Below are 12,493 nucleotides of genomic sequence, written 5' to 3' on the forward strand. Positions count from 1 at the left end.
GGAGTGCCACGGGCGCGTTCTCCGCGCCGTGGCACTCCACTCAGCCGGTTCAGCTCTTCAGCGCGTACTCCGCGAACCGCGCCCGCAGGTCCTTCTTGGAGAACTTGCCGACGCTGGTCTTGGGCACCTCGTCGATGAACTCGACCGCCTCGGGCATCCACCACTTGGCCACCTGCGGCCGGATGTGCTCGAGGATCTCCTCCTCGGTCGCCGTCTCGCCGTCCTTGAGGACGACGCAGGCCAGCGGCCGCTCGTCCCACTTCGGGTGCGGGATGCCGACGACGGCGGCCTCCTTGACCTTCGGGTGGCTCATGATCGCGTTCTCGAGGTCGACCGAGCTGATCCACTCGCCGCCGGACTTGATGAGGTCCTTGGTGCGGTCGGCGATCCGGATCGAGCCGTAGGCGTCCATGGCGGCGACGTCGCCGGTGCGCATCCAGCCGTCGGGCGTGGTCAGCTCCACGCCGGCGTCGGGGTTGTAGTAGTCCTTCGCGCACCAGGGCCCGCGCACCTGCAGCTCACCGGTGGCGGTGTCGTCCCACGGCTGCGGCTCGAGCGTCTCGGCGTCGACGATGCGCGCCTCCACGCCGAGGAACGGGATGCCGGCGCGCGAGCGCTGGGCGGCCTTGGTCTCGTCGTCGGCGTCCGCGTAGCGCAGCGGCAGGATGCCGGAGGAGGCGACCGGGTGGGTCTCGGTCATGCCCCAGGCCTGCAGGATCGGCAGGCCCACCTGCTCGCGGTAGGCCTCCGACAGCGCCTTGGGCACCGCGGATCCGCCGCAGCCGATGTCGCGCAGCCGGTGCGGCTTGCCGGCCAGGTGCGGGAGCACGCCCTGCCAGATCGTCGGGACGCCGGCGGTGAAGGTGACGCCCTCGTCGACGATCAGCTTGGCCAGCGCCTCCGGCTGCATCATCGGGCCGGGCATGACCAGCGAGGCCCCGGCGGCCGGCGCGGCCTGGGCGATGCCCCAGGCGTTGGCGTGGAACATCGGCACGACCGGCATGGCGACGTCCTGGATGCCCAGGCCGAAGGCGTTGGGCTGCATCACGCCCATGGTGTGCAGGAACGTCGAGCGGTGCGAGTAGACGACGCCCTTGGGGTTGCCCGTGGTGCCCGACGTGTAGCACATCGAGGCGGCGCTGTTCTCGTCGGTGACGCCGAACTCCACCGGCTGGGCCTCGGCCAGCAGCGCCTCGTAGTCGGCCACCCGCGGGTCGTCGGGGATCTCGGCGTCGCCGCCGTCGTCCATGACCACGACGTGCTTGACCGTCTTCATGGTGTCGACCAGCGGCCAGAACAGCGGCAGCACGCTGCGGTCGACGAAGACGACCTCGTCCTCGGCGTGGTTGGCGATGTAGGTCAGCTGCTCGGGGAACAGCCGGATGTTGAGCGTGTGCAGGACCCGGCCGGTGGACGGCGCGGCGAAGTACAGCTCCAGGTGGCGCTGGCTGTTCCAGCCGAAGGTGCCCACCCGCCCGTCGGCGCTGATGCCGAGGGTGTCGAGGACGCCGCCGAGCTTGCGGGTGCGCTGCGCCCACTCCGCGTAGGTGACCCGGGTGACGCCGGTCGGGCTGTTGGTCGCGATCGTCCCGTCGCCGTAGTGCTGCTCGACGTGGCGGAAGATCGCGTCGATGGTGAGGGGGTAGTCCTGCATCAGGCCGCGCATGGGACGGATCGTGCCAGTGATCCGGCTCACCGACCACGGGTGGCGCCGCAGGTCAGGGCGTGAGGACGACGGGCAGCTCGGCCAGGCCGCGGATGACGAACTCGGGCCGCCGGCGCGCCTCCGCGCCGAGCTCCAGCGCGGACGTGCGGCCCAGCAGCGCCCCGAACGAGGCCTGCAGCTCCACACGGGCCAGCGGCGCGCCGATGCAGAAGTGCACGCCGGCGCCGAAGGAGATGTGCGGGTTGTCGGTGCGGCCGACGTCGAGGGTCTCCGGGTCGGCGAACACCGCCGGGTCGTGGTTGGCCGACCCGAGCAGCGCGGCGATCTTCTGGCCGCGCTCGACGGTGACGCCGCCGATGGCGACGTCCTCGGTGGCGGTGCGCTCGAACAGCTGCAGCGGGGAGTCGAAGCGCATCAGCTCCTCGATCGCCGTCGGCAGCAGGCCGGGCGCGGCCCGCAGGCGGGCCAGCTGGTCGGGGTGGCGCAGCAGCGCGAACAGGCCGTTGCCGGAGACGTTGACCGTCGCCTCGTGGCCGGCGTTGAGCAGCAGGATGCAGGTGGTGACCAGCTCGTCCTCGGTGAGCCGGTCGCCGTCGGAGTCGCGGACGGACACCAGGTGCGACAGCAGGTCCTCGCCCGGGGCGCGGCGCCGCTGCGCGGCCATCTCGCGCAGGTAGGCGACGAACTCGGCGGCAGCCCGCTCGGCGGCCTCCTCGACGGCCGTCGTCCGGCCGTACTCGTACATCTTCACGATCGCGTTCGACCACGGCCGCAGCAGCGGCCGGTCGGCGTCGGGCACGCCGAGCAGCTCGGCGATCACCGCGACCGGCAGCTCCTCGGCCATCCCGGAGAGGACGTCGACCGGCTCGCGGCCGGCGGAGCGCTCGACCAGCCCGTCGACGAGCTCGCCGGCCAGCTGCTCCACCCACGGGCGCAGCCGCTCGACGTGGCCGCGCGCGAACGCGCTGGTGATCAGCCGCCGCAGCCGGGTGTGGTCGGGCGGCTCCATCTCGAGGATGGCGTTGCGGTGGATGAGGTTGAAGCTCTCGAACCGCTCGGCCGGGGTCCTGTCCGACCACAGCCGGCCCAGCCGCCGGTCGCGCAGGACGGCGTTGCTCTCCGCGTGGGTGAACGCCAGCCACAGGCCCAGGCCCTCGTGCCACTGCACCGGTGCCTGCGCGCGGGCGGCGGCGAAGGCGGGGTAGGGATCGGCGACGACGGCAGGATCCGACAGGTCGAGCGGAGGCACCCGGGAAGCCTAGAAGGGCCCTCCGGGGACGCCACCTACGCTCGTGCCCATGGCTCGTTCCGCCACCCGCCGCCGTCCCAGCTCGCCCGCTTCCGCCGAGGAGGGCGTCAACCCCAAGGCGCCGTGCCCCTGCGGCTCCGGGCGCCGCTACAAGCACTGCCACGGCTCGGGCTACGCCCCGCCGGTGACCCGTCCCTTCGAGGGCCTGCCCGGCGAGGCCGACTGGGTGGCGCTGCGCGAGCTGGTGCCCGCGGCCACCGCGCCCCTGAAGACCGCCGACGGCCGCGAGGTCACCCTGGCCAGCGTGCTGCCCGGCGGCGCCCCGGCGCTCGTGCGGGCCAACGGCGAGATCCTGCTCGGCGTGCAGCTGCAGACGTCGTCCGACGACGTCAGCCGGGACCTCGGCACCGCGCTGGCCGCCGCGCTGGAGGCGCCGGCCGGCGCGCCGGTCGACCCGGGCCCGATCGGGGCCGCCGGCTCGGCCGGGCCGCGGCTGCAGGAGCTGCTCGACCTCGAGGCGCCGCTGCAGGTGACGGTGCACGACGACTTCGCCTTCTGGCTCGAGGGCGCCGACGCCTCACCGGCCGCGCTGGCCGGCCTCGAGCAGGCCAACCAGGCCGTGCTGCCCACGGTGCGGCTGCCCGGGCTGGAGGCCGCCTACTGGGTGCGCCCCGGTGGCGAGCGCGCGCACCTGCGCTGGGTGCGGCCCGAGCCGGAGGAGCCGCTGCTCGACGCGCTGGCCCGGCTCGGCGCGTCCGAGCAGCTGCTGCTGGGCGAGGGCACCCGCTACGCCGGTGCCTTCCGCGCCCACGGCCTCGTCGTCCCGGTGTGGGACCTCCCGGCCGACACCCCCGCCGACGACTGGACCGACGCTGCCACCGACTTCCAGGAGCGGCTGGCCCGGGCCCTGACCGTCACCGACCCGCTCACCGCCGACGAGCGCCGGGCCCGCGCCGGCCTGCTCTCCCGGCAGATCACCCTCCGCTGACCGTCCCCCCTCTCCGCCGTTCGCGCGCGAATGGCGGAGAGGGGTCCTTCAGCCGGCCGAGCGGATCAGGTGCCGGTAGAACACCGCGCCGCGGTGCAGCGCGGCCACCGAGATCCGCTCGTCGGCGGCGTGCAGCGTGGCCAGTTCCGCGCGGCTGAGGTCGAACGGCGAGAACCGGTAGACGCTGTCGCTGATCGCGCAGAAGTGCCGGGCGTCGCTGGCCTGCACCATCACGTACGGGGCGACGACGGCGTCCGGGTAGACCGCGCGGACGGCGGCCGCGAGCGTCGCGAACGCTGCGTTGTCCGACCGCGAGACCGGCGAGGGGTCGTTGCCGGAGACCACCTCGATGCCGACCTCCGGGTCGTCGACCACCCGGCGCAGCCGCTCGACGGTCGAGGCCACCGTTTCGCCGAGCCCGATCCGGATGTTGGCGTGCGCCCGCGCCGAGGTGGCCAGCACGTTCGCCGCCCGGCTGCCCTCCAGTTCGGTGATCGCCACGGTGGTGCGCACCAGGGCGTTGGCCTCCCGGCCGGCCCGTGACAGCAGCGCGGCCAGCGCCGGACGGAGCAGCCCGGCGTGGGCGAACAGCGCCCGGTACGGCGGGGCGGCCGCCCGGCCGGCGGCGTCCACCATCTGCAGGACGACGTCGGACACGCGCGCCGGGAACGGCGAGCGGTCGATCCGCAGGATGGCCCGCGCCAGCCGGGCCGTGGCGCCCATGGGGGTGGGTGCCGAGGCGTGCCCGCCGGGGTCGCTGGTGGTGAGGTCGACGTCGAGCAGGCCCTTCTCGGCCAGCCCGACCACGGCCATGGGCACCGGGACGCCGGGGAACATGCCGCTGACCACGGCGCCGCCCTCGTCGAGCACCGCCCACGGCCGCACCCCGCGCGCGGCCAGCGCCTCGACGGCCAGCCGGGCGCCGACGCCGGCGATCTCCTCGTCGTCCCCGAAGGACAGCCAGACGTCGCGCCGCGGCACGAACCCGGCACCGACCAGCGACTCCACCGCCTCGAGGACGGCGACCAGCGCGCCCTTGTCGTCGATCGCGCCGCGGCCGTGCACGTACCCGTCGGCGATCCGGCCGGAGAACGGATCCTCCGACCACTCCTGCCCGGCCACCGGGACGACGTCGTAGTGGGCCATCAGCACCAGCGGCGGCTCGTCGCTGCTGCCGCGCCAGCGGTAGAGCAGGGCGCCGGCTCCGAGCACCTCGCGCTCCAGCGCCGCGTGCGTCCGCGGATACAGCTCGGCCAGCCGCTCGCGGAACCGGGCGAACGCCGCGGCGTCCACCTCCGCGGGCGCCCGCGAGGAGACCGTGGGGATGCGGATCAGCTCGGCCAGCCGACCGGCCGCGGCGTCGGCGTCCAGTCCCGCGGCGTCGGCCGGCGGGACCGGCGCGTCGGCCGGCCGGAAGGCTGCGACCCGGCGGGCCGAGCCCGCCGCCGCGGCGGCCACCCCGGCCGCGGCCAGCAACCGCCGCTTCACGCCCGCTCCTGCTCCGCGACGGCCGGCACGGCCGGATCGGAGAACGCCAGCCTCGGGACGACGAGCAGCGCGGCCGCCGCGAGCAGCCCGGTGACCCCGCAGATGGTCCACACGGTGAGGTAGCCCGACATCGAGCCCGCGGTGCCCTCCGAGCCGTCGGCCAGCCGCGGCGCCCCGGAGGACAGCGCGACGGCGAACGCCGCGGAGGCGAAGGTGCCGCCGAGCACCTTGGTGGTGTTGGTCAGGCCGGTGGCCACCGCGGTGCGCCCGGCCGGTGCGGCGGCGGCCGCCGCGGCGGGGATGGCCGCGACCAGGGCGCCCGAGCCCAGGCCCGCGACCACCATCGCGCCGAGCACCTGGGCCAGCGAGCCGTGGAAGGGCACCAGCAGCAGGTAGCCGGCCCCGGTCAGGGTGGCGGCGCCGATGAGCGTCGTCCGCGGTGAGGTGCGGGCCGAGACGCGGGAGAACTGGCTGGCCCCGACCAGCATCGACACCACGTAGCCGCCGATCACGAGGGAGACGGTGCTGGTGGTCAGCCCGAGGCCGTAGCCGTACACGGCGGGGTCGGTGCGGGCGAAGGTGGACAGCGGGCCCTGGGCGCCCAGCACGCTCACCCCGAACAGGGCGGCGGTCAGCTGCACCGGCCACATGGCGGGGCTGCGCAGCATCCGGACGTCGACCAGCGGATCGGGCCGGCGCAGCTCGTAGCGCACGAAGGGCACGACCAGCGCCAGGCCGGCGGCGGTCACCAGCCACGGCCAGGCCTGGTCGGCGCCGTTGAGCCGGACGAAGGTCAGCCCGCCGGTGATCACCAGCAGCACGAGGCTGAGCAGCGTCGCGCCGACGCCGTCGACCGTGCCCGCGGTGCGCGCCTCGCTCTCGGGCACCTTGAGCGCCACGACCAGGCAGACGCCGACCACCAGCACCGCCGGCACGAGCAGCACGATCCACAGCCGGCCGGCCAGCGCCGTGCCCAGCTGCCCGCCGGCCAGCGCGCCGACGATCGCGCCGGTCTGCAGCGCGGCGACGATCACGCCGGTGGCCCGGCGGGTCTGCGCGGCGGCGTCGGGCAGCCCGCGGGCGCGGGAGTGGATGAGGGCGACCTGCAGCGGCAGCCAGGCGACGTAGCAGCCCTGCAGCGCCCAGGCGGCGAGGAAGACGGCGAAGTTCGGCGCGACGACGAGGGCCAGGGTGGCCACCGCGGTGACCCCGGCGGAGACCAGGAGCATCCGGCGGTGGCCGTGCAGGTCGCCGAGCTTGGCCAGCACCGGCACCGCGATCGCCGACAGCATCAGCTGCGCGGCCTCGAGCCAGTTGACGTCGGCGTCGTGGATGTCGAGGGAGCGGGCGATGTCGGTCAGCAGCGGCACGTAGTAGCCCTGCAGCACGCCGCTGGTGAACTCGACGAAGACGAGGAAGCCGACCAGGCCACCGCCGATCCGCCCCAGCCGCCCCACCTGTGGAGCGGGCGTGGTGCCGGTGCCCCCGAAGCCGGTCATCGACGTCCTCCTGTCCGGCCTCGGCAGGCCCGGGAACGGAGGCTAGCCGCCGGTTCCCGCGCGGCGGGAACGCCATCCGGACGCCGGAGTGACCTAATCTGCCCCGCCGTGACCGAGACGCAGCAGCTCTCCTCGCGCGCCCGGCGCCGGGCGGCGAAGCGGCAGGCCGAGGCCCTCCCGCCCCACGACGGACCCGAGGCGGTGGCGCCGGCGCTGTCCTGGGTGCGGCGGCTGACGCCGTTCAACCTGGGCCGCCGGCGGGTGCGGCTGCAGATGTCCGAGGGGTGGCTGACCGTCGTCCGCACGCCGCTGATGAGCGCCGAGCGGATCGTGGTCTCGGCGCCGGTGCGGGAGTTCCACAGCGTGGCGCCCTCGCGGGGCGGGCGCGGGCTGCACCTGTGGCACGGCGACCGGGTGTTCCGGCTGCGCGGCCGGTCGACCGCGAAGTCCGACAGCACGGACTCCGTGACCCTCGGCGACGACCCGATCAGCGCGGTCATCGGGATCATCCTGCTGCCGGTCTACCTGCTGTCGGCGCTGGGGGCCTACGCGGACAAGATCCGGTCCGAGGAGGAGAACGCGGGCAAGGCGCTGCGCTGGCTGGGCCCCGTGGTCGGCCCGCCGCCGCCGGGGCTGCACGTGCGCCCGCCGCTGCCCGGATGGGTGCTGGCGCTGCCGCGGTGGACGCTGCGGCTCGCGGTGGTGGGCGCGCTGGTCGGCGGGCTGGTCTACCTGTTCACCCTCTGAGCGGCGTCACAGCGGGTCGCGCAGCACCGGGCACGACATGCACCGCGGCCCGCCGCGGCCGCTGCCCAGCTCCGACCCGGCGATCCGCACCACCTCGATGCCGGCCGCCTCGAGCGCCGCGTTGGTGACGGTGTTCCGCTCGTAGGCCACGGTCAGCCGCGGCGCCAGCGCCAGGGTGTTGTTGCCGTCGTCCCACTGCTCGCGCTCGGCGGTGACCGGGTCCAGCCCGGTGTCGATCACCCGCAGCCGGTCGATGCCCATCGCCTCGGCCGCGGCCGTCAGGAACGGCGCCGGGCCGCGCACGGTGAGCTCCACCGACTCGTCGGTGTCGGCGGCACCGACGTCGCCGGTGACGGTCCAGGCGACCAGCGAGTCCGCGACCGCCGCGTACATGACCATCGCGTCGACGTCGACCATCGTGGCGATGGTGTCCAGGTGCATCGTCGCCCGCTGCTGGGCGATCGGGACGACGAGCACCGTGTGCGCCAGCCCGCGGCCGAACACCCGCCGGGCCAGCCGCTCGGCCCCGCCCGGGGTGGTCCGCTCGCCCACGCCGACGGCCACCACCCCCGGCGCCAGCAGCAGCACGTCGCCGCCCTCCAGGTGCTCGAGGTCGGCGGCGTAGAGCTGCTCGGCGCCGGCGAAGCGCGGGTGGTGGGTGTAGACGGCGGCGGTGATCGTGCTCTCCCGGTGCCGCGCCGGCATGGCCAGCGAGGTCACCGCCACCTCGTCGCCGATCCACACCGACGAGTCGCGGGTGAACAGCAGGTTCGGCAGCGGGGGGACGACGAAGTCCGAGCGGTCCATGAGCTGGTAGGCCAGCCCGGAGCTGCGCAGCTCGTCGTGGGCGACGCCGGCGATCAGCGCCCGGGCGAGGTCCTCGGGGGCCAGCCAGGCCAGGTGCCGGGTGGTGTCCCGCTGCAGGCTGGCGCCCAGCCGGGGGTCGTCGACGGCGGCACCGATCAGCTCGGCGCGGGCGGCGGGGAAGGCGAGCACCTCGGCCAGCAGCGTGTCCAGGTGCAGCACCTCGACCCCGCGGTCGGTGAGCGCCTGGGCGAAGGCGTCGTGCTCCTCGCGTGCCCGGTCCACCCACGGGACGCCGTCGAACAGCAGCTGGTCGTTGTTGCGCGGGGTGAGCCGGCGCAACTCGTCGCCGGGCCGGTGCAGGACGACGGTGCGCAGCCGGCCGACCTCGCTGGTCGCGCCGAGAGCGGGAGCGGTCACGGGGCGAGGCTGGCACACCCGGGGGGTGCCCACGGGATCAGGGTCCCTGATCCCGTGGGCTCCTCCCGGGCGGTGCGCGGCCGGGGAGGACCCCGCGAGGTCGGGGAGGACGTCCCGCGGTCGGGGAGGACGTCGTCCGCGCGCGGTCCGGCTACGCCGAGCGGGGCGCCTCGGCAGGGGGACGGCGGCGCCGCGGCCGGCGTGCCTCGTCCTCCGGCACCCGCGCCAGGTGCGCGTCGGCCAGCGCCACCTGGTGCGGCGAGCCCACCAGCTGCCCCTGCCGGCGGGCGGCGCGCCACCACTCGCGGGCGGCGACGGTGTCGCCCTGCCACTCGGCGATCCGGCCGAGCAGCTCGTCGTAGGCGCCGAGGCTGAACGCCGGCGTCCCGAGCACCGCCTGCCGGCCGCGGAACGGGTGCAGCTGCACCGTGGCCATCTCGATCTCCGGCTCGTCGCCGAGCAGCAGCGCGGTCTCGGCCTCCAGCATCAGCGCGACGTCGCTGGCCCAGTCCCGGACCTGGGTGCGGCCCCACCGCTTGCGCAGCCGCCGCGCCTCGGCGAGGTCGCCGGACTCGGCGGCGGCCAGCACCGCCATCAGCTGGAGCAGCGGCTTGCCCTCGTCGCCGACCTCGACCAGCAGGTCGACCGCCTCGGCCAGCCGCCCGTCGCCCCGGCGGAGGGTGAACTGGTGGGCGGCGAAGGCGTCGCGGGCGTGCGGGGTGACCCGCCGGTACAGCTCGTAGGCCTCGGTGGTGAGCTCCTCGGCCCGGGCGGCGTCGCCGCTGAGCCAGGCCAGGCCGGCCTGCTGCCACAGCACGTGCGGGCGCACCTCGGGTCCGGCGAGGGAGGCGGCCAGCCGGCGGCCGGCGTCCAGGTCGGCCTCGAACCCGCGCCGGTCGGCCAGGTGCAGCCGGATCGCCGCCCGGTGCAGCCGGGCGTAGAACTCGGTGCGCCGCGGCAGCCCGTGCCCGGCCAGCGCCAGCGCCTCGTCGGTGGCGGCCAGCCGGATCTCCGCGGCGCCGGGCCGGCCCCACACGGCCACCGCCTGGTTGTTCAGCGCCCGGCCGAGCACCTCGGGGTCGCCGGTGCGGCGGGCCACGGCCACCGCCTGCTCGGCGTGCCGGGGGCCTCGCTGGAGGTCCTCGCTGTAGGCCAGCTCGATGGCGAGGGTGCCCAGCAGCCGCGCGGTGAGCCGGTCGGCCTCCTCGGGCGAGGCGTCCGGCGCGATCTCCTCCCGGTGCTCCAGGAGGTCCTCCAGCAGCGCGACCATCTCGTGGTCGACGACGCCGTGCGGCCGCCACGTCCACAGCGTCGGCGAGCCCCACACCGACGCCGACTCCAGCAGGCAGCGCCGGTCGCCCATCTCGCGGGCCACGGCCATCGCCTCGGCCAGCACCTCGCGGGCCTCGGTGCGCGAGCCGTTGCGCAGCAGGTCGTTGCCCAGCGCGGTCAGCAGGTCGTGCCGGGTGCGGGCGGCGTCGGGCTCGGCCGGGTCGACCAGCCGCAGCGCCCGCCGGGTGTGCTCGGCGGCCTCGCCGTGCGCCAGCCGCTCGCGGGCGGCCTGCGCGGCGGCCGTGGCGTACCGCCGGGCCGGCCCGGGCCCGGCCACCGGCACCGCCTCGGCGAAGTGGTGGGCCAGCTGCTCGACCAGCGACTCCTCGGCCGCACCGGCCGCGGCGCGCTTCTCCAGCGCCGCGCCCAGCCGGGCGTGCAGCCGGGCCCGCCGCAGCGCGCCGAGGTCTCCGGCCAGCACCTCCCGCACCAGCGCGTGCGCGAACCGCCAGCTCCACGACGTCGCGCCGGGCACCAGCAGCCCGACGGCCAGCGCCGAGTCCAGCGCGGCCAGCGCCTCCTCGGCCGGAGTGCCGGCGCCCTCGAGCAGGTCGAGGGTCACCTCCCGGCCGGCGAGGGCGGCCAGCTCCAGCACCTCGCGGGTGCCGGCCGGCAGCCGCTCCAGCCGGGTGCGCAGCACCTCGCCCACCGACGGCGGCACCGGCACGCGGTCCAGGTGGAGGTCCTGCGCGCCGACCATCCAGCGGGAGAGCTCGACGACGAAGAAGGGGTTGCCCGCCGTCCGGTCGTGCACCTGCGCGGCCAGCGCGGGGTCGCCGGCCGCCCCGCCGAGCTGGCCGGCCAGCAGCGAGCCGACCTCGTCGGTGTCCAGCCCCTCCAGGACCAGCCGGGTGGCGGCGGGTTCGCGGGCCAGCCGGGCCAGGCAGTCGGCAACCGCCTCGGGCAGCTCCTCGCCGACCGTGCGGACGGTGACCAGCACGAGCAGCGGCACCCGGGGCAGGTGCCGGGCCAGCAGCGACAGCAGCTGCACGGAGGTGGCGTCGGCGCCCTGCAGGTCGTCGAGGACGACGAGCACCGGCCGGATCGCCGCGGCGGTCAGCCGGGCGCGGAGGTCCTCGAACAGCCGGAACCGGGCGGCGTCGGCGTCGTCCCCGGCGGCGGCGGGGGAGAGCCGCTCCTGGCCGAGCTGCTCCAGCGCCTGCGTCCACGGCCACAGCGGCGGCGCGCCGGCGTCGTCGGCGCACCGGCTCCAGGCCACCGACCAGCCGGCGGCCCGCGCCGTGTCGGCGACCGCCTCGGCCAGCCGCGTCTTGCCGATCCCCGCCTCCCCGCCGAGGACGACGACGCCGGGGCGCCCGCCGGCCGCCTGCTCGGCCAGCCCGCGCAGCCGGGCCAGCTCGGTCTCCCGGCCGACCAGCGGCTCGGCGCCCGGGGCGGCCAGCGGCAGCGGCGCCGGCGTGGGAGCCACCGGCAGCACCGGCCGGGGCAGCCGCTCGGTGAGGCGGGGGTCCTGCCGCAGCACCGCCTGCTCGAGGTCGCGCAGCTCCGGGCCGGGGTCGATGCCGAGCTCGTCGCGGAGCAGGTCGCCGCAGCGGCGCAGCGCGTCGAGGGCGTCGGCCTGGCGGTCGGCGGCGTAGAGGGCGGTGACCAGCCGGGCCCACAGCCGCTCGCGGAGCGGGTGCTCCGCCACGAGGTCCTGCAGGTCGGTCACCGCGGCGTCGGGCCGGCCGACGGCCAGCAGCGCGTCGCAGCGGCGTTCCCGGGCGCGCACCCGCAGCTCGGTGAGCCGCAGCCGGTCGGTGGCGGCGCTGGGCAGGTCGCCGAGCTCGGGCAGCGGCTCCCCGCGCCACAGCTCCAGCGCCCGCTCCAGCAGCGTCACGCCGCGGGCGGGGTCGCCGGCCTCGACGGCGCGGTCGCCGTCCTCGATCAGCTGGGCGAAGCGCAGGCTGTCCAGGTCGGCGGTCTCGACGGCGAGGGCGTAGCCCGGCGTGCGGGTGAGCAGCACCTTCGGTGCCTCCCGCGGCCCGCGCTCGGGCTCGAGCACCCGGCGCAGGTGGGAGACGTAGGCCTGCAGCGTGCCGGTGACCGTGGGCGGGGGCTCGTCGCCCCACAGCGCGGCGATGATCCGGTCGATGGCCACGGCCCGGCCGGCCTCGGCCAGCAGCAGCGCGAGCAGGGCCTTGGGCTTGGCGCCGCCCACGTCGAGCGGTCGGCCGTCGGGGCCCGTGACCTCGAGCGGTCCGAGGACGCGGTAACGCACGACGCGGGATCCTCCCAGGTCCGGCGCCGCTTGGGGAGCCCTCGCGCAGCGGATCCGGCCGTCGGCGGACCGCAAGTTC

8 protein-coding genes are annotated in these 12,493 nt (G+C 76.2%); 2 read left to right on the top strand and 6 right to left on the bottom strand.

The window, feature by feature from the left end:
* Positions 1–49 precede the first annotated feature (49 nt).
* Positions 50–1,666, bottom strand: a complete 1,617-nt coding sequence (locus tag ACI79R_RS13760) for a long-chain fatty acid--CoA ligase (RefSeq protein ID WP_456574197.1) — start codon at positions 1,664–1,666, stop codon at positions 50–52.
* Between the two features lie 52 nt (positions 1,667–1,718).
* The gene (locus ACI79R_RS13765; RefSeq protein ID WP_456574198.1) at positions 1,719–2,915 is read right to left on the bottom strand and encodes a cytochrome P450; all 1,197 of its coding nucleotides are present in this window, start codon (positions 2,913–2,915) and stop codon (positions 1,719–1,721) included.
* A 49-nt stretch (positions 2,916–2,964) separates the two neighbouring features.
* On the opposite strand from ACI79R_RS13765, the gene ACI79R_RS13770 reads away from it, so the two are divergent.
* Positions 2,965–3,903, top strand: a complete 939-nt coding sequence (locus ACI79R_RS13770) for a DUF5926 family protein (RefSeq protein ID WP_456574199.1) — start codon at positions 2,965–2,967, stop codon at positions 3,901–3,903.
* Between the two features lie 48 nt (positions 3,904–3,951).
* On the opposite strand, the gene ACI79R_RS13775 is transcribed toward ACI79R_RS13770, so the two are convergent.
* On the bottom strand, positions 3,952–5,391 hold the full coding sequence (locus ACI79R_RS13775) for a M20/M25/M40 family metallo-hydrolase (RefSeq protein ID WP_456574200.1): 1,440 nt from the start codon (positions 5,389–5,391) through the stop codon (positions 3,952–3,954).
* Complete coding sequence (locus ACI79R_RS13780; protein WP_456574201.1) at positions 5,388–6,890, bottom strand: MFS transporter; 1,503 nt, start codon at positions 6,888–6,890, stop codon at positions 5,388–5,390. Before ACI79R_RS13780 ends, ACI79R_RS13775 begins: the two co-directional genes overlap by 4 nt.
* Positions 6,891–6,998: 108 nt before the next feature.
* Here ACI79R_RS13780 and ACI79R_RS13785 point away from each other — a divergent pair, with 108 nt between their 5' ends.
* Positions 6,999–7,637, top strand: a complete 639-nt coding sequence (locus ACI79R_RS13785; RefSeq protein WP_456574202.1) for a hypothetical protein — start codon at positions 6,999–7,001, stop codon at positions 7,635–7,637.
* A gap of 6 nt (positions 7,638–7,643) precedes the next feature.
* Here the strand turns inward: ACI79R_RS13785 and ACI79R_RS13790 are convergent, their stop codons facing one another.
* Together ACI79R_RS13790 and ACI79R_RS13795 are read right to left on the bottom strand one after the other, a co-directional pair.
* Positions 7,644–8,861 (bottom strand): arginine deiminase, encoded by a 1,218-nt coding sequence (locus tag ACI79R_RS13790; protein ID WP_456574203.1) that lies wholly within the window; start codon positions 8,859–8,861, stop codon positions 7,644–7,646.
* A 151-nt stretch (positions 8,862–9,012) separates the two neighbouring features.
* Entirely contained in the window at positions 9,013–12,414 is a 3,402-nt protein-coding gene (locus tag ACI79R_RS13795) for a BTAD domain-containing putative transcriptional regulator (protein WP_456574204.1), read from the bottom strand.
* Positions 12,415–12,493: the final 79 nt, after the last annotated feature.

This window comes from Blastococcus sp. SYSU D00820, from assembly GCF_054050695.1.